The following is a 20,723-nucleotide window of genomic DNA, read 5'->3' as shown; positions in this document are numbered from 1 at the left end:
ACAAACGTTAACCCCGTGGCACAGGCATGTCAATTCTTATCGGCCTCGCTGGCGGCCTGACGCAGGGCGGCGACATCCACCTCTGGAGCGGGGGCCCCGCAGTTGCAGTCTTGCCCGCAGCCGGCCTCGGCCGGGGCTTCGTCGGCAAGCGAGGCGATGCGGGCGCCGGCGTTGGCGCCGAGGGAGAGGGCGACGAGCGCGATGAGGACCGTCACGGCGGTGAAGATCCACATCCAGCCACCCGAGATGAAGGCGAGCATCGCGCCGAAGAACAGTGCCACGCCACCGAATGTCCAGATGGGCCCGGCGGCGGCGTGCGCGGCCTCCCACGCCGCGGGGGATTTCCGCACCTCAGGCACCCGCAGCCCGACAATCGAGTTGCCCGGCAGCTTCCGCGCCCAGGACAGCGCACCGAAGAGAATGAGCGCGACGGCGACGACGAGGAGGGCGATGGCGAGGAAGATCATGGGGCTGAGTCTATCCCCTGCCCTGGGCCGACCGTTATCTGGACAATTGGACGCGGTAGATTCCGGACATGGACCTCAAGCGACTTTCCTCCTCGCTGCTGTTCCGGGTGATCGTCGCGATCATCCTGGGCATCATCTGCAGCCTCTTCTTCCCTGACTGGTTGGCCCGCGTCTTCGTGACGTTCAACAGCCTCTTCGGCGGGTTCCTGGGATTCTTCGTCCCGGTGCTCATCTTCGCCCTCATCACCCCGGCCATCGCCGGACTGGGCCGTGGCGCCGGCAAGTGGCTCGGCATCACCACAGGCATCGCCTACCTGTCGACCATCCTCTCCGGCTTCCTCGCCTACGGCGTCTCCCTCGCGGTGTACCCGTGGCTGCTCGCCGACCAGGCGGCCGTGTCCGTCTCCGACATCGACGACGGCGGCCTCGCCCCCTACTTCGCCCTCGAGATCACCCCGCCCTTCGAGGTGCTCACCGCGCTCCTGCTGGCCTTCGCCGTGGGCCTGGCGATGACCGCCGTCAAGTCCGACACCCTCTACCAGGGCTCCCGTGACCTCGAGCGGGTGGTCATGAAGGTGATCACCGCCTTCATCATCCCGCTCCTGCCGGTGTTCATCTTCGGAATGTTCCTCTCGCTGGGTATGAACGGCAACCTCATGGACACGATGATCGCCTTCGGCAAGGTCCTCGCCCTGTCCGTCGGCATGACCTTCGTGTTCATCGCCTTCCAGTACGGCGTCGCCGGGGCCATCGCCGGGCAGAACCCCTTCGTGGCCTTCAAGAACATGCTGCCCGCCTACGCCACCGCGCTGGGCACCTCCTCCTCCGCGGCGACCATCCCCGTCACCTACGCCTCCACGCTGAACAACCGCGTCGAGGTCAACGTCGCCGGCTTCGTCATCCCCCTGTGCGCCACCATCCACCTGGCGGGCTCGATGATGAAGATCGGGCTCTACGCATTCGCCATCGTCCACATGGCGAACCTCGACGTCTCCCCCGCCCTCGCCGTCGGCTTCCTCCTCATGCTCGGCATCACCATGATCGCCGCGCCGGGCGTGCCGGGCGGCGCCATCATGGCCGCCGTCGGCCTGCTCTCCACCATGCTCGGCTTCGACGACTCCCAGGTGGCCCTCATGATCGCCGCCTACATCGCCGTCGACTCCTTCGGCACCGCCGCAAACGTCACGGGCGACGGCGCGATCGCCATGATCATCAACAAGTACGCCAAGGGCAAGATCCCCCCGCGCGGATCCGACGACGAGCACGACGATCTCGAGGCCGCCGTCCTGGGCGAGAAGTAGGCGGCCTGGCCCCTACCGGCTCAGCACGAAGTGGCCCCGCCCCTGTTCGGCCTCGTGCTCGGGGCCCAGCGGGATGCCGGTGCGGTCGCGCAGGGCGGCCGCGGCGAGCAGCCCGACGAGGGTGGCCACGAGCAGGTAGGCGGTGACGCCCAGCGTCGAGCCGGTCGCCTGCACCACGGCCGCCGCGATCGTCGGCGCGAAGGCCCCGCCCAGGATGGAGCCCAGCGCATAGGTGAGCGAGGCCCCCGAGCCGCGTACCGACGCCGGGAACAGCTCCGCATACAGCGCCGCCTGTTGGCCGTACGTGGCGCCGAGGCCCACGCCGAGCAGCAGCATCGCGGGCCACAGCCACCCGTTCTGCACCAGCGGGAACAGCGCCGCCGCGGCGAGGCCCTGGATGATGAAGCCCCCGAGGTAGGTGTTCCGCCGGCCGATGCGGTCGGAGATCCCGCCCGCCAGGACCCCCGCGATGAGCCACGTGACGGCGGCGCCGGTGACCGCCCACAGGACGTCGACACGCTCTCTTCCGAGGTCGTTGACGGCCCAGCTCTGCACGTAGCCGCCGGCGATCATGTAGCCGACGACCCCGTTGCCGGCGAAGACCAGCGCCCCGACGAACACCACCGGGAAGTGGTTCCGCAGCAGCGCGCCCAGCGGGTTGGCCACGTTCTTCTTCTCCGCGATCTCCGCGAACACCGGCGACTCGTCCACCCCGGACCGGATCCAGAAGCCGAGGACCATCAGGCCGATGGACAGCAGGAACGGCACGCGCCAGCCCCACTCCAGGAACGCATCTCCGGGGGCGATCATGCTCATCAGCGCCAGCATCCCGGAGGACAACAGCAGGCCGGCCGGTGCCCCGGCCTGCGGCCCGGCCCCGAACAGACCTCGCTTCTCGACGGGCGCATGTTCCACCGCCAGCAACACCGCCGAACCCCACTCCCCACCGGCCGAAATGCCCTGGATGATGCGGAAGAGGATGAGCAGCAACGGGGCGGCGACGCCGATCGACTCGTAGGTGGGCACCAGGCCGATGAGCGTCGTCGCGCCGCCCATGGCCAGCAACGTCACCATGAGCACCACTCTGCGGCCGAGACGGTCCGAGAAGTGCCCCGCGAGCACCGCACCGAAGGGCCGGAAGAGGAAGGACAGGCCCACGGAGAGGAAACTGACGATCGTCGCCATCCCCGGGTCCAGATCACCGAACATCACCTTGTTGAACACCAGCCCGGCGACAGCGGCGTAGAGGAAGAAGTCGTACCACTCGATGGCGGTTCCGATGGTGGTGGCGGCCACGACCCGGCGGTCGTCTCGTCTCTGCATGAGCAAGGACACTACCGTGGCACGCATGAGAGAACTGGCTCATCTCGACGACATCGCCCCAGGTTCCACCCTGCTTCTCGACGGCGACGTCCACCTCATCGAGGATCGCTGCCCCCACGTCGGATGGTCACTCGCCGAAGGCACCTGTCACGCGGACGGGGTCATTGAGTGCCCGCTGCACCACGGTCTGTGGTCCCTGCGGACGGGGAATCCGGTGCGCTATCCCGCGCGGAAGCAGATGGTGACGTATCCGGTTGAGGTGCGGGGCGGCCGGATCTACCGTCTTCCCGCCGCAGGGTAGCGATGTGCAGGGTGACTCCGGCCGCGATGAGCGGCAGGATGAGCGCCGGGATGGTGTATCCCGACCAGGCGAGGTAGCCCGCGGAGAGCGCAATGGAGATCCACAGCAGCACGATGGTGCGTGTCTTGTGGGCCCGCGTCATGGTGTGGTTGTTGTAGTTGTTGATGTACTCCCCCAGCACCCGGTGGTTGACCAGGTAGGTGTGCAGGCGTTGCGAACTGCGCGCGAAGCAGAAGGCGCTGAGCAGGAGGAAGGGTGTCGTCGGCAGGAGGGGCAGGAAGACGCCCAGCACGCCGAGGGCCAGGCTGAGGCAACCGACGAGCAGAAGCAGCGGGCGCAACATCAGGAGACCAGCGACACCATGCGCTCGTGGTACATCGGCGGCAGACATCCGGCCTCCACGATGCGGGCCGCCGCCTCCTTGTCCCCCTGCGCGCCACGGAAGGCGGTGAGCATGGTGATGTCGTGGGCGGGGGCGTCGAGAAGCACGACGGCATCGCCGGCGCTGATCCGGCCGGGCACGACGACGCGGAAATACGCGCCGCATCGGCCGCGTTCGCTGAATGTGCGCACCCACCCTTTCTCCTGCAGCCAGCCGGCGAAGGTGCGGCACGGTTGGCGCGGGACGGACACCTCCAGCTCCGCGGTGCCGATGAGTACCCGCTGGTTGATTAGCAGCTCGGAGAGGTCCAGGCCGTGGGTCGTGAGATTCTCGCCGAAGCTGCCGTCCGGCAGTCCACGATCGAGGCGCTCCTCCCAGTGGTCGAGTTCCTCGCGGGCGAAGGCGTAGACCGCCTTCTGGGCACCACCGTGGTGTTTGGTGTCCCCCACGGTGTCACCGACGACGCCGGGGCCATCGCCGTAGGAGGGGCCCGGAGTGAACACATCGATGAAGGGTTCCGGTTGCTTGTCGATACCACTCACCCGGGGCGCCCCACCCGGGTCCGGGCGCGGCACGGCGAGGTTGGTCGACAGGACGATGGGACTCATGGGGCCAGTCTAGGCTGGGGGCCATGGAGTACAAGGTCGTCGAAATTCGGGAAGGCCTCATCGGAGGCAAGCTCTCGGGCAAGAAACTGGAGAAGATCCTCAACGAACACGCCCGCGAGGGGTGGTTGTACAAGTCCATGACGGCCGTCGACGTCAAGGGCCGCGTCGGACCCGGCGGTGTGGACGGCCTCATCGTGGTGTTCGAGCGCCCGGCCTGAACCATGCCACCCGCGCCGGGCCTACTACACTGCTAAACCATGACGAACCCGAGCGATTCCACCCCCGCGTTCCGCTACACCCCGCAGCTGGCCAACGACATCGAGCGCAGCTGGCAGCAGTTCTGGGTGGACAACGGCACCTTCAACGCCCCCAACCCGGTGGGCGATCTCGCCGACGGGCGGACGCTGCCGGAGGACAAGCTCTTCGTCCAGGACATGTTCCCCTACCCGTCGGGTGCGGGCCTGCACGTCGGCCACCCGCTGGGGTACATCGCGACGGACGTCTACGCGCGTTTCCACCGCATGATGGGCAAGAACGTCCTGCACACCCTCGGTTATGACGCCTTCGGTCTGCCCGCCGAGCAGTACGCCATCCAGACCGGCACCCACCCGCGCACGACGACGATGGCCAACATCGAGAACATGCGCCGTCAGCTCGACGCCCTCGGCCTGGGCCATGACCGGCGTCGTTCTGTCGCCACGACGGATCCGGAGTACTACCGCTGGACCCAGTGGATCTTCCTGCAGATCTACAACTCCTGGTTCGACGAGGAGCAGCAGAAGGCCCGCCCCATCGCGGAGCTCTACCCGCTGCTGGAGTCCGGTGCGCTGCGGACCCGCGACGGGCGGGTCTACGGTGAGCTGAGCGACGTCGATAAGCGGCAGGCAGTGGATGATTTCCGCCTGGTGTACCGCTCGAACTCCATGGTCAACTGGTGCCCCGGCCTGGGCACGGTGCTGGCGAACGAGGAGGTCACCGCCGACGGCCGTTCCGAGCGCGGCAACTTCCCCGTCTTCCGGAAGAATCTCTCCCAGTGGATGATGCGCATCACCGCGTACTCGGACCGCCTCATCGACGATCTGGAGATGCTCGACTGGCCGGAGAAGGTCAAGTCCATGCAGCGCAACTGGATCGGTCGTTCCCGCGGTGCGGAAGTTGATTTCTCCGCTGACGGGCACACGATCCGCGTGTTCACCACCCGCCCGGACACCCTCTTCGGCGCCAGCTACATGGTCCTCGCTCCCGAGCACGAGCTGGTCGACGCCCTGACGGCCGACTCCTACGCCGAGGGCACCGACGAGCGCTGGACCTTCGGCGCCGCGTCCCCGGCCGAGGCCGTTGCTGCTTATCGACGCGCCATCGCCGCCAAGTCCGACGTCGAGCGCCAGGAGAACAAGGACAAGACCGGCGTCTTCCTCGGCAGCTACGCCACCAACCCGGTCACCGGCGCGCAGATCCCGGTGTTCATCGCCGACTACGTCCTCACCGGGTACGGCACCGGCGCCATCATGGCCGTTCCCGCCCACGACGACCGCGACTACGAATTCGCCACCGTCTTCGGCCTGCCCATCCTCGAGGTCGTCGCCGGCGGCAACATCTCCGAGACGGCCTGGACCGGCGACGGCACCCTGGTCAACTCCGCGAACCAGGAGGGCCTGGACATCAACGGCCTCAACAAGGCCGACGCCATCGAGCGCACCATCGCCTGGCTCGTCGCCGAGGGACGCGGCGCGGAGAAGATCCAGTACAAGCTGCGCGACTGGCTGTTCGCCCGCCAGCGCTACTGGGGCGAGCCCTTCCCCATCGTCTACTCCCAGGACGGCGCCGCCCACGCCCTGCCCGAGTCGATGCTGCCCATCGAGCTGCCCGAGGTGGCCGACTACCAGCCGGTCTCCTTCGACCCGGACGATGCCTCGTCGGAGCCGCAGCCGCCGCTGGCCAAGGCCCGCGAGTGGGTCGAGGTCGAACTCGACCTCGGCGACGGCCCGCAGACCTACCTCCGCGACACCAACGTCATGCCGCAGTGGGCCGGTTCCTCCTGGTACCAGCTGCGCTACATCGATCCCACCAATGATGACGCTCTGGTGGACATCGAGAACGAGCGCTACTGGACGGGCCCCCAGTTCGACGGCGACTGCGGCGGCGTCGACCTCTACGTCGGCGGCGTCGAGCACGCCGTGCTGCACCTGCTGTACTCCCGTTTCTGGCACAAGGTCCTCTTTGACCTGGGCCACGTCACCTCCGTCGAGCCCTACCGTCGCCTGTACAACCAGGGCTACATCCAGGCCTACGCCTACACCGACGCCCGGGGCGTCTACGTTCCGGCGGAGGCTGTCGAGGAGAAGGACGGCAAGTTCTACTACAACGGCGAGGAGGTCTCCCAGGAGTACGGCAAGATGGGCAAGTCCCTGAAGAACGCCGTTGCCCCGGATGAGATCGCCGACAACTACGGCGCCGACACCCTGCGCGTCTACGAGATGTCCATGGGCCCGCTCGACACCTCCCGCCCCTGGGCGACGAAGGACGTCGTCGGTGCGCAGCGTTTCCTCCAGCGCCTCTGGCGCCTCGTCGTCAGCGAGGAGACCGGAGACGTGCTCACCGAGCCGCTCGACCTCACCGACGAGGACAACAAGCAGCTGCACCGCACCATCGAGGGTGTGCGCGACGACTACGACAACCTGCGCGTCAACACCGTCGTGGCCAAGCTCATCGAGTATGTCAACTACCTGACCAAGACGTACCCCGACGCCGTGCCCACCGCCGCCGTCGAACCCCTGGTCACGATGGTCGCGCCCGTCGCCCCGCACATCGCAGAGGAGCTGTGGAAGCGCCTCGGCCACACCTCGACGGTCGCCTTCGAGCCTTTCCCGGAGGTTGACGAGCAGTGGCTGGTCGACGACGAGATCGAGCTGCCCGTCCAGATCAACGGCAAGGTCCGCGCCCGCGTCATGGTGCCGGCTGACGCCCCGCAGGAGGCCGTCCTCGCCCGCGTGCTCGAGGAGCCGCGCGTGGCGGCCGCCGTGGAGGGCAAGAACCTCATCAAGCAAATCGTGGTGCCGGGCCGGATGGTCAACCTCGTGGTGAAGTAGGTCCATGCACCGGGTCGCGCGCGCGGTGGCCGCCGCCACCGACACCGTCTTCGGGCTCATGGGCAACGGCAATGCCGCGTTGATCCGGGAGCTCGCTGAGCTGGGTGTTCCCCTCGTGACCGTGCGGCACGAGGCGGCCGCCGTCGCCGCCGCCGATGCGTTCCACCGCGCTACCGGCCGTCTCGCGGCGGCCACCACCACCTACGGGCCCGGGTTCAGCAACGCCCTGACCCCGCTTATCGACGCCGCCCTCTCCCGCACCCCACTCCTCCTCCTCGCCGGCAGCTGCGACGGCGTCGACCATGAGGCGTTGGCTGCGGCGTGCGGGGTCCGCGTCGAGCAGGACGTCGAGGTGGCCGTAGAGTATGCGCTCCGGGAGAGTGTGCCGGTCGTGGTGTTCCTGCCCTTTCACCGGCCCCTCCCGGACGCGAACCACGGCGATGTCTCGCGCCGCCTCGAGGACGCCGAGCAGCCGCTCATTCTCGCCGGTCGCGGGGCTGTCGGTAGGCGCGATGAAGTGGTGGCGCTGGCGCAGGCATTGGGTGCTGACGTCGCGACCACCGCGCCCGCCAAGGGCTTTTTCCACGGCGTCGACGGGGTCCGTGACCTGGGGATCTGCGGTGGATTCGCCGCCCCGGCAGCGCGGCAGGCGATGCGCTCCGCCGACGTCGTCCTCGCGGTCGGGGCCTCGCTCAACCGTTTCACCCTCAAGTACTCCTTCGGCGCGGATGCGCACGTCATCCAGCTGGACCCCCACGCGCCGACCTCCCCGCGCGTGGATTCCGGGATCAGGTCGCTGCCGAGGGTGCGCGGAGGGGCCGGCAAGCAACGGCCGCCGGTGCACCTCGCGCACCATCCCGGGGAGGGGATCTGCGCCGACGGGCGCCTGGATCCGCGCAGCCTGTTCACACGCCTCAACGAGGTGTTGCCGCGCGAGCGGATCATCGTCACCGACGGCGGCCACTTCATCGCGTGGCCGTGCATGTACCTCGACGTTCCCGGCCCGGACCACCTCGTGCTGGTGGGGACCGGCTTCGAATCCATCGGACTTGGCTTCGGCTCTGCCGTCGGGGTCATCGAGGCCGCCGGGAATCGCCTGACGGTACTGGTCACCGGCGACGGTGGCGGGCTCATGGCATTGGCGGACGCCGAGACAGTCCTCCGCCGCGTGGAGGCCACCGGTGGGCGCTGCCTCATCGTGGTGGTCAACGACGCCGCCTACGGCGCGGAGGTCCACCAGTACGGTTGGCAGGGCGTACCTGAGGAGGCGATGCTCATCCCGGAGGTGGACTTCACGGCCGTGCTCGGGGCATTCGGTGCCCGGGGCAGCGTGGTGCGGACGTTGGAGGACCTGCGGGAGGCCGAGAAGTGGCTGGCTGCGGGTGGGTCGGGGACGTGGGTGCTGGACTGCCGGGTGTCGCGGACGGTGGTGGCGCCCTACCTGGCGCGGGATTAGCGCACTCAAGGCTTCTCACCTACGTCGATGTCGTCGAAGGTGTCCTCGTGTTCCCAGATGTCGAGCAGATCCTCGTCGCCGCGCGGCACCGGCCCGTGGGTGTACCCGTCGGAGTGATCACCCAGAGCGAGGTTGAACATCGGGGGTTCGTTGTCCACTGAGGTGTAAGACTCCCCACCGGGGAAGCGGAAGCGCAGCAGCGTGGGGTCGACCGGGTCGGGGACGATGACCAGCTCTCCGTTCGCGATCATTGCGTGGTGCACCGAGCACAGCGGGATGAGGTTGTCCGGGTCGGTGGTGCCGCCGGCTGCCCAGGGGAGGATGTGGTGGAACTCCAGCCACCGGTTGTGGTCGCAGCCCGGAGTACCGCAACAGTGATTCCACCGCGTGAGCAGTGCCTTCTCCTGGGCCCGGTTGATGAAGCGGGAGCTACGTCCCAGGTGGAGGATACGTCCGCCCGGGCCGTGGATCTGCACGGAAAGGAAGCCGTTGATGATGCTGCGCAGCAGGGTGGAGCCAGACGCAGCCGGCTGGCCGGGCAGTTGGGCGGTGTCGTCGGTGCGGATGATGATGGACACCTGGGCACCCGGAGCGGTGGTCTTGGCCTCCGGGTTGTAGCGGGCCAGGCGCAGCAAACTCATGAACGAACCCAACAGGCTGGTGGACAGGGGCGCGCCGAAACGGGTGCTTGACGTGTCGGTATCCCCTCCCATGGCCAGTTCGGCGGACTTGAGGGAGGCGAGGAACTCGGCTCCGTTCGCGGGATCGAGGGTCCCCCAGAACCGCACCCCGCCGGTGTCCTTGTCCACGGCCACCGACAAGCGGTTCTTCGCCTGGCGGTCACGCCCGTCCGCGCGGGGGCGACCGGCGAGGAGGGTCTCCAGCTCCTTCAGGGTGTGGGTGCGGGCCAGGCGGACGAGCTCGGCTTCGTTGTCGGGGGTCAGGTAGGGCAGCAGGAAGCGGACCTTGGAGTAGTTGATGTCCCCGCTGGAGAAGTAGTCGGCGAGCTCCGGAAACTCCCGGAGCTTCCGACCGACGCCGAGGTGTTCGTAGGCGGTGCGCCGCGACAGGTCCTGGGTGCGCATGAGCCAGGGGACGGTGCCTGCGGAGCCGCCGAGTCCGCGTTCGTCGAACTCGGCGAGGTGGATGAGGAAGGCGGCCTTGTGGATGGTGAGGGACCGGTGGGCGGAGTGGATGGTGGCGGTCAGTTGTTGGTCGGTGAGCTTGCGGATGGTGGCGAGCATTGTTCCCCCAGAGAGTCGAATCGTCGTTCGAACACGCTCACCATAGCAACCACCCCGGACACAACTTCCCGGCAAATCATCACCGCAGGTCAGGGGGTAGAAAGTGTGCGCAGCTGCGCACTCCCCTACAGCCCCTGCAGCAACTCGTTGAACGCCTCGGTGCTCGAGGGGTGCGTCCAGATGCCGTCGCGCAGTTCCTCCGCCTTCACGCCCGCGCGCATGGCCAGGGCGACCAGATTGATCAGCTCCTGGGAGTCGACACACCACAGCTGGGCGCCGAGGATCTCGTGGGTGGCGGAGTCCACGATGAAGGTGATCCGACCGTCGGTCTGGCCGAGGGTCTTCGGGCGCGGCATGGCGGCGATGTCCGCGACCTTCTTCGACAGCACCGTCACGCTGTGCCCGGCCTCCTCGGCCTCGGAGCGCGTCAGGCCCACGGTCGACAATGGAGGGGTGAGGAACGTGGTCGTGGGGACGGCGACCCGCTCGTCGGTACCGTGCGGGGCTGCACCGCCGTCGAGCTGCGGGGCGATGATGCGGTGATCGTCGTAGGAGAGGTAGGTGAACTGCGGTCCGCCGTGCACGTCGCCGGCGGCCCACACCCCCTCCACGGACGTCCTCAGGTGGGCATCCACCTCGATGGCGCCGCGCTCGTCCACTCTGATGCCGGCGGCCTCCAGGCCGAGGCCCTCGGTGGCGGGGACGCGGCCGGTGGCGAAGAGGACGGCGTCGATAAGCAGCTCGCTGCCGTCCTGCAACGTGGCACGCGCTCCCCCACCCTGCTTTTCGACGCGCGCCAGCCGGCCCTCCCGCACCGTCACCCCGCGGGCGGCGAGGGATTCCTCGACCTCGGCGCCGATCCCCTCGTCGAGCTGCCCGAACAGGCCGGAACGGCTGTTGAGCAGCACCACGTGGGATCCGAAGCCGGCGAACATGGACGCGAATTCCAGGCCGATGGGTCCGGCGCCGACGATGAGCAGGCGCTCGGGCAGTGGGTCGACGTGCTGGATGCTCGTCGAATCATGGAAGACGGCGGAGTTGGTGGTGTGGGTGGCGTAGTCGGCGAGTGTCGGGATCTCCTCAATGCCCTCAATGTCGGGGATGCGGGGAACCGAGCCGGTGTTGATGACGATCCGCTCGGCCGTGACCTGCACCGTCTCCTCCCCTGCCGAGACCTCGACGGTGTGCGGGCCGATAAAACGGGCGCGGCCGTCGAGGATGGTGGCGGTGCCGTGGGAGGCGATCATCTGGTGGTTGGCGTCGTTGAGCGCGTCGATGAGGGTGTCGCGCCGGGTGCGGGCCTCCGGGAAGGGGATGCCGGTGTCGGCGGCGTGGATGAGGGTTTTGGTGGGGACGCAGGCGATGTTGATGCAGGTCCCGCCGTGGAGGGTGCGGAACTGCTCGACGAGGGCCACGCGGCCGCGATACCCGGCGGCGAGAGTCTTGCCGGCTTTGCCCCAGCCGATGATGAGGAGGTCGACGTCAAACATGGGCCCGACGGTACACCCAACTTGCCGTGCCGTCGGGGCGCTGCTACCTTCACGAGTGCATGATACCCCCCGGGGTATAACAACGACTCGGAAAGGTCCCCTCATGATCCGCAATCTCGGCGAGAAGTACTCGCCCCTCTACTTCCTCGCCGCCCTCGGCTTCGGCGGCATGGCCGTCTTCTTCTTCATGGCGTTCATGCACATCACGCCGCACCCCGAGACCCCGATGCCCACCTTCGAATCCATCACCGCCGCCTACGCCGCGGGCGACGCCGTCATGCGGGCGGTCATCGTCGTCGGCTACGTCGGGATGATCGCCATGCTGGCCATCCACCTCACGCTGCTCGTGTGGAACTTCCGCGAATTCCGGGCCTTCCAGCACACCGCCGCCTACCAGGCGCTGAAGAAGAGCAACGCCGAGGTCACCCTCATGGCGATCCCCCTCACCCTGGGCATGACCATCAACGGGGCCTTCGTCGCCGCCCTCGCCCTGGTCCCCGGCCTGTGGGGCATCATCCAGGCCCTCCTGCCGCTGGCACTGCTCGCCTACGGCGCGGTCGGCGGGCTGGCGCTGGTCATCATGAGCGCCTACCTGCGCCGCATCATCGCCGGCGGCTTCTCCTTCGAGGCCAACGGCGGCCTCAACCAGCTCCTCGCCGCCTTCGCCATGTCCATGGTCGCCGTCGGCTTCGGTGCCCCCGCGGCCATGGCGAGCCACCCGCTCGTCGTTCTCCTCGGCCTGTGGGGATCGATGCTCTTCGGCTTCATCTCCGCCCTGCTCTTCGGCGTCTTCCTCGTCGCCGGCGTGATGAGCATCATGCGCTACGGCCTGGCCCTGCAGAACTCCGCCACCCTGTGGCTCGCGGTCCCCGTGCTCACCCTGTGGTCCATCACCGTCCTGCGTGATCGTCACGGCATGCAGACGCTTATCGACGCCGGCCCGGCCTCCCAGTCCTCCATCGCCGTCCTCCTCTTCCTCAGCGCCATGATCCTCGCGCAGGTCGCCTTCCTCGGGCTCGGCTGGGTGGTCATGTCCGCCAACGGCTTCTTCCGACGCTTCGTCACCAGCCGCGAGGAGATCTCCCCGGTCGCCTTCACGCTCGTCTGCCCCGGCGTCGGGCTGTCCGTCCTGTCGATGTTCTTCATCAACGTCGGCCTCGTGCAGAACGGCCTCGTGGAGAAGTTCTCCGGGCTCCACTACGCCCTGCTGCTCGGCCCGACCGCCGTCGCCGCGGCCACCCTGTGGCTCGCCTTCACGCTGTTCCGCAACCAGCTCTCCCCCGCCAGCAAGTTCGCCCAGGAGCAGAAGGAGCTGGTCAACGCCTAAATCTCCACCACCGTGCGGCCGCGCCGCTGTCCGTTCATCAGCTCCTCCCCGGCCGCGGCCACCTCGCTCAGCGCGACCGTGGAGGTCAGATCCTCGAGGACGGCGAGGTCGAGGGTGGCGTCGAGAAGCTCCCACGCCCGCTCCCGGACCGGGCGCGGGGCATCGACCGAGTTGATGCCCACCAGCTTCACGCCGCGCAGGATGAAGGGCAGCACGGTGGCCGGCAGATCCGGCCCCTGGGCCAGCCCGCAGGCGGTGACGGTGCCGCCCCACTGCGTCTGCGCACACGCGTTGACCAGCGTGTGCGAGCCGATGCAGTCGACGACGCCGGCCCAGCGGGCCTTCTGCAGGGGACGCCCCGGCTCATCGTCGCGGCCCACCAGCTCCGCGGCCCCGAGGTCCCGCAACCACGCGCCGTGCTCGGGACGCCCGGTGGAGGCCACCACCCGGTAGCCGAGCCGCGCGAGCAGGTGCACCGCGATCGAACCCACTCCCCCGGTGGCGCCGGTGACCAGGATCTCCCCGTCGTCGACACCCTGCTCCCGCAGGGCGACCACCGACATGGCGGCGGTGAACCCGGCGGTGCCGATGGCGGCGGCGTGCCAGGCGCTAAAACGCTCCGGAACGGGCACGGCCGCAGCGGCGGGGACGCGCTGCTGCGTGGTGTAACCACCGTGCCGGAACTCCCCCAGCCCGGCGCCGTTGACGGTGACCAGCTGCCCGTCGGCGGTGGTCCCCACGGCGTCGATGCCCGGGACCAGCGGATCGACGCGCATGACGCCGCGGTCGCCGCGCAGCGCCATCGCGTCCTTGTAGTTGAGGGAGGAATGCGAGACATCGAGGAGCAGGTCGCCCTCGCCGAGGAAGAGTTCCTCCCGGAGCTCGGCGGTGACGCCGTCGTCGGTACGCGTGACAAGCAGTGACTGGTGCATGGGACCACGCTAGCTATGTTGGAGGCCATGCGCAGACTCACCTGGCTGGCCCTCCTCGCGTACACCGCGGTGATGATCGCCCTCACCATGCTCAAGGCCTTCTACCGGATCGGCTACCTCTGGGACCCGGCGGTGCACCGCCACCGTGAGCTGCGGCTGATCCCCTTCGAGGACCTCGTCGGGGCGGTCAGCTGGTTCGCCCCACTCTTCGGCTATCTGGGCAACCTCGCCTTCTTCGTCCCCTTCGGCGTCCTGGTGTTCATGCTGGTGGGCAGCGTGCGGCGCACCGTCCTCGTCGGATTCCTCACCTCCCTGGGCATCGAGATAGCGCAGTACCTCTTCGCCCTCGGCTACTCCGACGTCGACGATCTGCTCATGAACACCCTCGGCGCCCTGCTCGGCGCGCTGGTGGCCAAGGCTTTCGGGCCCCGCTGGCACAAGGTGTGGATCGGCCTCGCGCTGACGCTTGGTGTCGTCTTCGCGGTGCTCGTCGGCCTGGGGGAACGGCTGGGTGATCCCGACAAGGTCGTCGACGTCTACTAGGTAGGCTCGGGGCACCACCAACCCCGAGGAGAACCACCATGTCCATCGTCGACGACAAAGCCCGCCAGCTGCTGGAGAAGGCCTGCGCCGCGGACAACGGGCGCGCCGCCAAGATGCTGGTCAATGACGGCCCCCTGCGCCAGACCGTCATCGCCCTCAAGGCCGGCACCACCCTCCAGGAGCACAACTCCCCGCCCGCGGCCTCCATCTTCCTGTTCACCGGGCAGGTGAAGGTGGCCGGTCAGGAGGAGACCACCATCGGTACCGGTCAGCTGGTCACCCTCACCCACCAGCGGCACTCGGTCTCCGCGCTGGAGGACTCCGTCTTCCTGCTCACCACCGTCACCAGCGTCGAGGGGCGCGAGTCGCACGGGGCCTAAATCACCCGCTGTTCCCGGGCGGCGGTGATGGCCGCGGTCCGGGTGCCCACGCCGAGCTTCTGGAAGATGTGCACCAGATGCGTCTTCACGGTGGCCTCGGAGATGAAGAGCATCTTCGCCAACTCGCGGTTGCTCGCGCCCGTCTCCAGGGCCTGGAGGATCTCGATCTCCCGCGGGGACAGTGCCTCCGTCGGCCGGCTCAGGCGCGCGGCCAGCGCGGCGGCGACCTCCGGGGCGAGGGTGCGGTGGCCGGCGGCGGTGGCTACGACGGCGTCGTGAAGCACCTGCTCAGGGGCGTCCTTGAGCAGATAACCCAGCGCCCCGGCCTCGACGGCGGCGACGATGTCGGCCTGCGTGTCGTAGGTGGTGAGGATGAGCACCGGCGGGCCCCCGGCGGCGCGGAGACGGCGGGTGGCGGTGATGCCGTCCATGCCGGGCATCTGGATGTCGCAGACGACCACGTCGATCTCCGTGCGGGTGGCGTCGAGGGCGGCGGCGCCGTCCGCGCCCTCCGCCACGACCGTGATGTCGGGGAATCCGTCGAGGATGGTGCGCAGACCGGCGCGGACCACGGGGTGGTCGTCGATGAGCATGACGCGGATCATGTGGGCTCCTTTGCCGAGGTCAGGGGGATGTGCACCGTCGCCGCCGTCCCGCCGTCCGACTCGATGAGCAGCTGCCCGCCGACGGATGCGACCCGGGCGGCCAGCCCCCGCAGGCCGTAACCGCGCTCGCCGGGGAAGCCGCGGCCGTCGTCCAGCACGTCGAGGGTGAGCTCCGTATCCCACACCCCGTAGGTGACCACGGCGCGGTCGGCGGCGGCGTGCCGGACGACGTTGTTCAGCAGCTCCCCCGCCGCCCGGACGACGACGCGCGCCACCGGTTCCGGCAGCTCACGGTCGGTGTCGCCGGACAGGTGCAGGCTGATGCTCAAGGGGTCGCCGAGGGCCTCCTGCCGGGCGCGGGTGCGCGCGACGAGGTGGCGCAGGGCGGTGGGCACCGACTCCCCCGGGCGGGCCAGGTCACGGACGAATCGGCGGGCTTCGTCGAGGCTGTCGGCGGCCTGCTCCTCGATGGTGCCCACCTGGCGCAGGGCCGCGGCGGCGTCCCCCTGCTCCAGGCTGCCGCGGACCGCCCGGGACAGCAGCACGATGGAACTCAGGCCCTGGGCGACGGTGTCGTGGATCTCCCGCGAGAGCCGTTCCCGCTCCTCCAGGCGCCCGGCCTGGTGCTCGGAGGCGGCCAGTTCCTCCTGCGTGGCGCGAAGATCCTCGGCCACTGCGCGGTGGTGCGCGGCCTCCCGGTGCAGGGCGAGGTACGTCCAGTAGATCGCCACCGCCAGCACCGTCCCGATGAAGGGCCCCACCGCCGACCCCACCGTCCACTCCCCCGGGTGCAGCGCCGCCGGCACGAACGCCGCGATCCCCCACAGGAGCGCCGCCGCCACCACCCCCAGGGTGCGCGGCAGCAGGTGGAGAAACAGCAGGACCAGCGGAAACAGTAGCCACACAAACGTGATCGACACCGCCACCAGCGCATGCCACAACAGCGTGACCACCGCCAGCCACCACCACACCACACCCCGCGGCGGCGTCTCCACGCTGTGCTCCCACACCGTGCCCAGCACGTAGATCAGCGCCAGGGCCACCGTCAACGGCAGCACCGGAGTGCCCGTCGCGGCCCCCGGCTCCGCAGCCAGGAACAGCGCCAGGCCCAGCACCAGCAGAAAAGCGAAGAGCAGGTGCAGGCCGACGCGGAGGGTACGGAGCAGGGCTGTCACACCATCGACGGTAGCCGCCGGGCGTGGGACGGGGCATCAACCGAGCGGTTGAGCGGGAATTCGCCTGCCCGGGCGATGGAAGTTGTCTCGTGTGTGGCGAGCATGAAGGCATGTTCCTCGGTATCCGCGACATCCTCCACGCCCGCGGCAGATTCACGCTCATCGGAGCGGTCGTCGGCCTCATCACGCTCCTGCTGATCATGCTCACCGGGCTCACCGGCGGCCTCGGCGCGCAGAACACCTCCGCCCTCCGCTCGCTCGACCCCGACCGGGTGGTCTTCACCTCGCAGCGGCCCTCCTTCACGGATTCGCAGGTCACGGAGGCCGACGTCGCCGCCTGGGCGGCCGTCCCCGGCGTCGCACGGGTGCGCCCGCTCGGCGCCCTCCAGACCCGCCTCGAGGCCGGATCAACCCAGGCCGTGGCGGTGCTCGGCCTCCCCGGGATCGGCCCCGGGGCGGTCCTCTCGGCCTCGCTTATCGACGCCCCACCTCCCTCCGTCTCCCTCGGCGGTGAGGTGGTGCCCGTCGCCGGGACCGTGCCGGACGAGTACTACTCCCACTCCCCCGTCGTGTGGGTCGACACCGCCACCTGGCAGGACATCGCCCGCACGGAGGCGGTGGGCAGCGTCCTGCTCGTGGACGGCGAGCCCCCCAGTGATGCCCCCGACATGACTGTGACCACCCTGCGCGGTTCCTTCGAGGGGCTCGCGTCCCACCAGTCGGAGCAGGGCTCGCTACGGACGATGCAGGGCTTCCTCTACGGCATATCGGCGCTGGTCATCGTCTCCTTTCTCACGGTGTGGACCATCCAGCGCACCCGTGACCTGGCCATCCTACGTGCGCTCGGCGCCACGCCCGGGTACCTCCTGCGCGACGCGCTGGGACAGGCCGCGCTCATCCTGGCCGTCGGCGTCGGCGCGGGCGCGCTCGCCGGCTGGGGGCTGGGCACGCTCGCCGGGCAGGCCGTGCCCTTTCTCCTCACTCCCCTGACCATCGTCGGCCCGGCACTGGGTATCTGGGTGCTCGGGCTGCTCGGTTCCCTGCTGGCCACCCGCCGGGTCGCGCAGATCGACCCGCTCATCGCACTCGGAGCACACTCCTCATGACCATCATCCTCGACCACATCACCCTCACCTACCCCGACGGACCGGCGCAGGTCACCGCCCTCGACGACGTCTGCCTCACCCTGCACCCGGGCGAGTTCAGCGCGCTGGTCGGCGAGTCCGGCTCCGGCAAGTCCTCCCTCCTCGCGGTGGCGGCCGGGCTGCAGCAGCCGACGTCCGGCACCGTGGCTGTCGACGGCGCCCGCGGCCTCATCTTCCAGCAACCCAACCTCCTCGGGGCGCTCACCGCGCGGGAGCAGTTGCTCATCACCGATCACATCCGGGGGCAGCGCCCGCGCCGGGACCGGGCCGATGAGCTGCTCGAACGCGTCGGGCTGGGCAGCCTCGGCCACCGCCGCACGGGCCAGCTCTCCGGTGGGCAGCGCCAGCGCGTCAACATCGCCCGCGCGCTCATGGGCTCCCCCGCCGTCCTGCTGGCCGACGAGCCCACCTCGGCCCTCGACAGCCGCCTGGCGCGCGAGGTCGTCGAACTCCTCGTCGACCTCACCCGCGAGAATGGCACCGCCACCCTCATGGTCACCCACGACCGCTCGCTTCTCGACACCTGCGACCGCGTCCTCGAGATGCGCGACGGCCGCGTCCGGGAGGTCCGTCCGGTGTCATAATGGCGGGCATGGATCAGCTCGCCGAACTCCGGGCCCGGCGCATCGTGGCGCAGGGACTGCCCTCCTCCGGGCGTAGCGCCGCCGCGGCCGCCCGCTGGATGCTCGGCGTGCAGGGCCAGAAGTACGCGGACGGCATCCGCGCGCTGTCCCTGCGGGGGCCGCGTGACGACGCCGCGGTGCTCGCGGGCGTCGATAAGCTCGAGATCGTGCGCGCCTGGCCGATGCGCGGCACCCTGCATTTCCTTCCTGCGGAAGACGTCCGCTGGATGACGCGCCTGTGCGGGCCGCAGGTGGCCCGGGCGCAGAAGCAGAGGCGCCCTGGCCTGGGGCTGAGTGAAGATGCAGTGGTCGTGGCGCGCGAGGCGCTGCATTCCGCACTGCGCGGCGGAGCGCTCACCCGGCCGGAGATCTACGAGGTGTTCGCGGGTGCGGGAGTCGACCCCGGGGACGGACGCGGTCCGCACCTGGTGCGAGCCTTCGGGGGCGAGGGCGACGTCGTCCAGGGTCCGCGACGCGGCGCGGTGGAGACGTTCCTGCACGTCGACGACCTGCCTGCGGCTCAGCGTGAGTTGGAGGGGGACGCGGCCCTGGCGGAACTGGGCACGCGCTACCTGCATTCGCACGGGCCGGCGTCGGTGAAGGATCTCGTCTGGTGGGCGGGGATCACCGTGGCGCAGGCGCGGCGGGCCGTGGGGCTGGCGCGGGACGTGGTGGAATTCGGCGATGGCTACTGGATGGGGGAGTGGCAGCGGGACGTGCCCGCCGCCGAACTGGAGCGGGCACTGGAACAGCACTACGAGTTGCCGGCCTTCGACGAGATCCTCCTCGGCTACGGCGACAAGTCGCTCATCCTGCCCGACGCGCTGCGCCCGGAAGTGCTGACGAAGAACGGCATCAGCTGGCCTTTCACCATGCGCGACGGGGTGATCACGGGGCGGACGACGTGACGTACACGTGGATGCGGCCCTACAGCCCGGAGCACCTCGCGGTGCTGGTCACTGGAGTGCTGGCCTGCGGGGTGCTGGTGGTGGCGGCGCGCCGGGTGGCCGGGACGCCCTGGGAGGTCCGGGCCCGCCAGATCACCGGCTGGGTGCTCATGGTTCTGGCGGGGGCGTGGCTGGTGTTCACCCTGTGGCCGGGGAACCTGCACATCACAGAAGGGCTGCCTTTCCATCTCTGTGACTGGCTGCGCTACATCACGGCCTACGGGCTCATCAGTGGGGATGAGCGAGCATGGGCCGTCACCTACTATTGGGGAATCCTGCTCAACCCGCAGGCGATTGTCACCCCGTACCTGCCCTACGTTCATAGCCCTGCCTGGGTGCAGTTCGCGGGCTACTGGTTCTTCCACCTGGTCGCGCTCATTGTGCCCCTGGTCATGGTGTTCGGCTTCGGATGGCGGCCCACCTGGAAGGACTTCCGTTTCGTGGCCTCCGTATCGCCGGCGTGGATGGCTGTTGCGATGACAGCCAACAAGGTCACCGGCGGCAACTACGGATTCTTCTCTCACCGGCCGCCGACTCCCTCCATCATTGATCTTTTCTATCGTTGGGGAATGAAACGGCACTACTGGATCCTCGAGGTCAGCCTCATCGCGCTGGTGTGGACGGGTGTGATGACGTGGCCGTGGGAGCGGGCCCGCCGGTGAGCATGGCGCTCTACAGCCCCGAGCACTGGGCGGCGCTGCTCGTCATCGCCGTGGCCACTCCGCTCTTCGTCCGGGCCGCCCGGCGGGGGAGCGGGCGATGGATGGTGCTCGCCGGATGGGTGCTGCTGGCGATCTCCGTGGCCTGGGGGCTGTGGGACCTGCGGCCGTCCGTCTTCGATATCCAGCGCTCCCTGCCCCTGCAGCTCTCCGACCTCGCCCGCCTCACCACCTCCCTGGCGCTGATCACCGGCGACTGGCGGTGGATCGCCCCGACCTACTACTGGGGACTCACGCTCAACGTTCAGTCGCTGCTCACCCCGGACCTCAGCTACGCCGTCGACCCGCGGCTGGAGTACCACATGTACTGGCTGCTTCACGGCGCTGTTCTTATCGCGCCCATCGCGCTGGTGTGGGGGAGAGGCCACCGGCCCACCTGGGCGTGGTACCGCTACACCTGGCTGCTCTCCCTCGGGTGGATGGCCACGACCATGCTGGTCAACGTCGCCACCGACTCGAACTACGGCTACCTCAACGGAACCCCGCCCGGACGCTCGCTTCTCGACGTCATGGGTCCCTGGCCCACCTACCTCGCCGTCGGCTGCGGCGCCCTGGGCGTGGTGTGGGCCGGGATGACCTGGCCGTGGGGTCGACTGCGTCGTAGCAGGTCAGGCTAGGAAAAGAGTGCGCAGCTGCGCACTGAACGGGGAAGAGTACGGGCTGCTG

General features: G+C 69.1%; 21 protein-coding genes and 1 pseudogene. 13 read left to right on the top strand and 9 right to left on the bottom strand.

Annotation, left to right across the window (positions count from 1 at the left end; genetic code table 11):
• Positions 1 to 29: 29 nt before the first annotated feature.
• Positions 30 to 467, bottom strand: a complete 438-nt coding sequence (locus tag ACFPUZ_RS08895) for an SdpI family protein (RefSeq protein ID WP_377001568.1) — start codon at positions 465 to 467, stop codon at positions 30 to 32.
• 68 nt (positions 468 to 535) lie between these two features.
• On the opposite strand from ACFPUZ_RS08895, the gene ACFPUZ_RS08890 reads away from it, so the two are divergent.
• On the top strand, positions 536 to 1,768 hold the full coding sequence (locus tag ACFPUZ_RS08890) for a dicarboxylate/amino acid:cation symporter (protein WP_377001567.1): 1,233 nt from the start codon (positions 536 to 538) through the stop codon (positions 1,766 to 1,768).
• A 12-nt stretch (positions 1,769 to 1,780) separates the two neighbouring features.
• On the opposite strand, the gene ACFPUZ_RS08885 is transcribed toward ACFPUZ_RS08890, so the two are convergent.
• Entirely contained in the window at positions 1,781 to 3,118 is a 1,338-nt protein-coding gene (locus ACFPUZ_RS08885; RefSeq protein ID WP_377001566.1) for an MFS transporter, read from the bottom strand.
• Between ACFPUZ_RS08885 and ACFPUZ_RS08880 the strand changes: the two are divergent.
• A pseudogene (locus tag ACFPUZ_RS08880) lies at positions 3,036 to 3,284 on the top strand (Rieske (2Fe-2S) protein); the annotation flags it as partial. The gene ACFPUZ_RS08885 and the pseudogene ACFPUZ_RS08880 overlap by 83 nt on opposite strands.
• Here the strand turns inward: ACFPUZ_RS08880 and ACFPUZ_RS08875 are convergent.
• Positions 3,253 to 3,735 (bottom strand): YbaN family protein, encoded by a 483-nt coding sequence (locus ACFPUZ_RS08875; RefSeq protein ID WP_377001565.1) that lies wholly within the window; start codon positions 3,733 to 3,735, stop codon positions 3,253 to 3,255. The pseudogene ACFPUZ_RS08880 and the gene ACFPUZ_RS08875 sit on opposite strands and share 32 nt — an antisense overlap.
• Positions 3,735 to 4,382 carry an MOSC domain-containing protein gene (locus ACFPUZ_RS08870; RefSeq protein WP_377001564.1) on the bottom strand — a complete coding sequence of 216 codons (648 nt, stop codon included), beginning with the start codon at positions 4,380 to 4,382 and terminating at the stop codon, positions 3,735 to 3,737. Before ACFPUZ_RS08870 ends, ACFPUZ_RS08875 begins: the two co-directional genes overlap by 1 nt.
• Positions 4,383 to 4,405: 23 nt before the next feature.
• Here ACFPUZ_RS08870 and ACFPUZ_RS08865 point away from each other — a divergent pair, with 23 nt between their 5' ends.
• From ACFPUZ_RS08865 to ACFPUZ_RS08855, 3 genes are read left to right on the top strand one after another with little or no spacing between them, the layout of a single operon-like run.
• Positions 4,406 to 4,600 carry a DUF4177 domain-containing protein gene (locus tag ACFPUZ_RS08865; protein WP_085549097.1) on the top strand — a complete coding sequence of 65 codons (195 nt, stop codon included), beginning with the start codon at positions 4,406 to 4,408 and terminating at the stop codon, positions 4,598 to 4,600.
• Between the two features lie 39 nt (positions 4,601 to 4,639).
• The gene (gene leuS, locus ACFPUZ_RS08860) at positions 4,640 to 7,471 is read left to right on the top strand and encodes a leucine--tRNA ligase (RefSeq protein ID WP_377001563.1); all 2,832 of its coding nucleotides are present in this window, start codon (positions 4,640 to 4,642) and stop codon (positions 7,469 to 7,471) included.
• Between the two features lie 4 nt (positions 7,472 to 7,475).
• Entirely contained in the window at positions 7,476 to 8,927 is a 1,452-nt protein-coding gene (locus ACFPUZ_RS08855) for a thiamine pyrophosphate-binding protein (RefSeq protein WP_377001562.1), read from the top strand.
• 5 nt (positions 8,928 to 8,932) lie between these two features.
• On the opposite strand, the gene ACFPUZ_RS08850 is transcribed toward ACFPUZ_RS08855, so the two are convergent.
• Together ACFPUZ_RS08850 and ACFPUZ_RS08845 are read right to left on the bottom strand one after the other, a co-directional pair.
• Complete coding sequence (locus ACFPUZ_RS08850) at positions 8,933 to 10,171, bottom strand: HNH endonuclease (protein ID WP_377001561.1); 1,239 nt, start codon at positions 10,169 to 10,171, stop codon at positions 8,933 to 8,935.
• Positions 10,172 to 10,296: 125 nt separating this feature from the next.
• Positions 10,297 to 11,661, bottom strand: a complete 1,365-nt coding sequence (locus ACFPUZ_RS08845; protein WP_377001560.1) for a dihydrolipoyl dehydrogenase family protein — start codon at positions 11,659 to 11,661, stop codon at positions 10,297 to 10,299.
• Positions 11,662 to 11,764: 103 nt separating this feature from the next.
• Here ACFPUZ_RS08845 and ACFPUZ_RS08840 point away from each other — a divergent pair, with 103 nt between their 5' ends.
• Entirely contained in the window at positions 11,765 to 12,988 is a 1,224-nt protein-coding gene (locus ACFPUZ_RS08840; protein ID WP_377001559.1) for a TsoY family (seleno)protein, read from the top strand.
• On the opposite strand, the gene ACFPUZ_RS08835 is transcribed toward ACFPUZ_RS08840, so the two are convergent.
• A complete protein-coding gene (locus tag ACFPUZ_RS08835) occupies positions 12,985 to 13,920 on the bottom strand; it encodes an MDR family oxidoreductase (protein ID WP_377001558.1) in 936 nt (311 codons plus the stop codon). The two genes, ACFPUZ_RS08840 and ACFPUZ_RS08835, sit on opposite strands and share 4 nt — an antisense overlap.
• 27 nt (positions 13,921 to 13,947) lie before the next feature.
• On the opposite strand from ACFPUZ_RS08835, the gene ACFPUZ_RS08830 reads away from it, so the two are divergent.
• The gene (locus ACFPUZ_RS08830; protein WP_377001557.1) at positions 13,948 to 14,463 is read left to right on the top strand and encodes a VanZ family protein; all 516 of its coding nucleotides are present in this window, start codon (positions 13,948 to 13,950) and stop codon (positions 14,461 to 14,463) included.
• Positions 14,464 to 14,501: 38 nt separating this feature from the next.
• Positions 14,502 to 14,843, top strand: a complete 342-nt coding sequence (locus ACFPUZ_RS08825; RefSeq protein WP_377001556.1) for a cupin domain-containing protein — start codon at positions 14,502 to 14,504, stop codon at positions 14,841 to 14,843.
• Here ACFPUZ_RS08825 and ACFPUZ_RS08820 read toward each other — a convergent pair.
• Both ACFPUZ_RS08820 and ACFPUZ_RS08815 read right to left on the bottom strand, forming a co-directional pair.
• Complete coding sequence (locus ACFPUZ_RS08820; protein WP_377001555.1) at positions 14,840 to 15,448, bottom strand: response regulator; 609 nt, start codon at positions 15,446 to 15,448, stop codon at positions 14,840 to 14,842. The two genes, ACFPUZ_RS08825 and ACFPUZ_RS08820, sit on opposite strands and share 4 nt — an antisense overlap.
• A complete protein-coding gene (locus tag ACFPUZ_RS08815; RefSeq protein ID WP_377001554.1) occupies positions 15,445 to 16,623 on the bottom strand; it encodes a sensor histidine kinase in 1,179 nt (392 codons plus the stop codon). Before ACFPUZ_RS08815 ends, ACFPUZ_RS08820 begins: the two co-directional genes overlap by 4 nt.
• Positions 16,624 to 16,733: 110 nt before the next feature.
• Between ACFPUZ_RS08815 and ACFPUZ_RS08810 the strand changes: the two genes are divergently transcribed.
• The 5 genes from ACFPUZ_RS08810 to ACFPUZ_RS08790 are packed head-to-tail and all read left to right on the top strand — an operon-like array spanning position 16,734 to position 20,674.
• Entirely contained in the window at positions 16,734 to 17,729 is a 996-nt protein-coding gene (locus ACFPUZ_RS08810) for an ABC transporter permease (RefSeq protein ID WP_377001553.1), read from the top strand.
• Positions 17,726 to 18,352: an ABC transporter ATP-binding protein gene (locus tag ACFPUZ_RS08805; RefSeq protein ID WP_377001552.1), complete on the top strand. Its 627-nt coding sequence runs from the start codon at positions 17,726 to 17,728 to the stop codon at positions 18,350 to 18,352. The genes ACFPUZ_RS08810 and ACFPUZ_RS08805 overlap by 4 nt, the downstream gene beginning before the upstream one ends.
• Positions 18,353 to 18,360: 8 nt before the next feature.
• A complete protein-coding gene (locus ACFPUZ_RS08800) occupies positions 18,361 to 19,299 on the top strand; it encodes a winged helix DNA-binding domain-containing protein (RefSeq protein WP_377001551.1) in 939 nt (312 codons plus the stop codon).
• Positions 19,296 to 20,000: a YwaF family protein gene (locus ACFPUZ_RS08795; RefSeq protein ID WP_377001550.1), complete on the top strand. Its 705-nt coding sequence runs from the start codon at positions 19,296 to 19,298 to the stop codon at positions 19,998 to 20,000. Before ACFPUZ_RS08800 ends, ACFPUZ_RS08795 begins: the two co-directional genes overlap by 4 nt.
• Complete coding sequence (locus ACFPUZ_RS08790; RefSeq protein WP_377001549.1) at positions 19,973 to 20,674, top strand: YwaF family protein; 702 nt, start codon at positions 19,973 to 19,975, stop codon at positions 20,672 to 20,674. The genes ACFPUZ_RS08795 and ACFPUZ_RS08790 overlap by 28 nt, the downstream gene beginning before the upstream one ends.
• Positions 20,675 to 20,723 lie beyond the last annotated feature (49 nt).

This window comes from Corynebacterium nasicanis (genome assembly GCF_042658165.1).
GTDB classification, from domain to species: Bacteria; Actinomycetota; Actinomycetes; order Mycobacteriales; family Mycobacteriaceae; genus Corynebacterium; species Corynebacterium nasicanis.
This window is presented reverse-complemented; position numbering and strand designations above follow the sequence as displayed.

Excerpts from the sequence above, each read along its gene's own strand:
- ACFPUZ_RS08805 (WP_377001552.1), top strand. The coding sequence starts at position 17,726 with ATGACCATCATCCTCGACCACATCACCCTCACCTACCCCGACGGACCG.
- ACFPUZ_RS08855 (WP_377001562.1), top strand. The coding sequence starts at position 7,476 with ATGCACCGGGTCGCGCGCGCGGTGGCCGCCGCCACCGACACCGTCTTC.
- leuS (WP_377001563.1), top strand. The coding sequence starts at position 4,640 with ATGACGAACCCGAGCGATTCCACCCCCGCGTTCCGCTACACCCCGCAG.
- ACFPUZ_RS08870 (WP_377001564.1), bottom strand. The coding sequence starts at position 4,382 with ATGAGTCCCATCGTCCTGTCGACCAACCTCGCCGTGCCGCGCCCGGAC.
- ACFPUZ_RS08865 (WP_085549097.1), top strand. The coding sequence starts at position 4,406 with ATGGAGTACAAGGTCGTCGAAATTCGGGAAGGCCTCATCGGAGGCAAG.
- ACFPUZ_RS08890 (WP_377001567.1), top strand. The coding sequence starts at position 536 with ATGGACCTCAAGCGACTTTCCTCCTCGCTGCTGTTCCGGGTGATCGTC.
- ACFPUZ_RS08825 (WP_377001556.1), top strand. The coding sequence starts at position 14,502 with ATGTCCATCGTCGACGACAAAGCCCGCCAGCTGCTGGAGAAGGCCTGC.
- ACFPUZ_RS08830 (WP_377001557.1), top strand. The coding sequence starts at position 13,948 with ATGCGCAGACTCACCTGGCTGGCCCTCCTCGCGTACACCGCGGTGATG.
- ACFPUZ_RS08840 (WP_377001559.1), top strand. The coding sequence starts at position 11,765 with ATGATCCGCAATCTCGGCGAGAAGTACTCGCCCCTCTACTTCCTCGCC.
- ACFPUZ_RS08835 (WP_377001558.1), bottom strand. The coding sequence starts at position 13,920 with ATGCACCAGTCACTGCTTGTCACGCGTACCGACGACGGCGTCACCGCC.
- ACFPUZ_RS08810 (WP_377001553.1), top strand. The coding sequence starts at position 16,734 with ATGTTCCTCGGTATCCGCGACATCCTCCACGCCCGCGGCAGATTCACG.
- ACFPUZ_RS08875 (WP_377001565.1), bottom strand. The coding sequence starts at position 3,735 with ATGTTGCGCCCGCTGCTTCTGCTCGTCGGTTGCCTCAGCCTGGCCCTC.
- ACFPUZ_RS08845 (WP_377001560.1), bottom strand. The coding sequence starts at position 11,661 with ATGTTTGACGTCGACCTCCTCATCATCGGCTGGGGCAAAGCCGGCAAG.
- ACFPUZ_RS08885 (WP_377001566.1), bottom strand. The coding sequence starts at position 3,118 with ATGCGTGCCACGGTAGTGTCCTTGCTCATGCAGAGACGAGACGACCGC.
- ACFPUZ_RS08800 (WP_377001551.1), top strand. The coding sequence starts at position 18,361 with ATGGATCAGCTCGCCGAACTCCGGGCCCGGCGCATCGTGGCGCAGGGA.
- ACFPUZ_RS08820 (WP_377001555.1), bottom strand. The coding sequence starts at position 15,448 with ATGATCCGCGTCATGCTCATCGACGACCACCCCGTGGTCCGCGCCGGT.
- ACFPUZ_RS08850 (WP_377001561.1), bottom strand. The coding sequence starts at position 10,171 with ATGCTCGCCACCATCCGCAAGCTCACCGACCAACAACTGACCGCCACC.
- ACFPUZ_RS08895 (WP_377001568.1), bottom strand. The coding sequence starts at position 467 with ATGATCTTCCTCGCCATCGCCCTCCTCGTCGTCGCCGTCGCGCTCATT.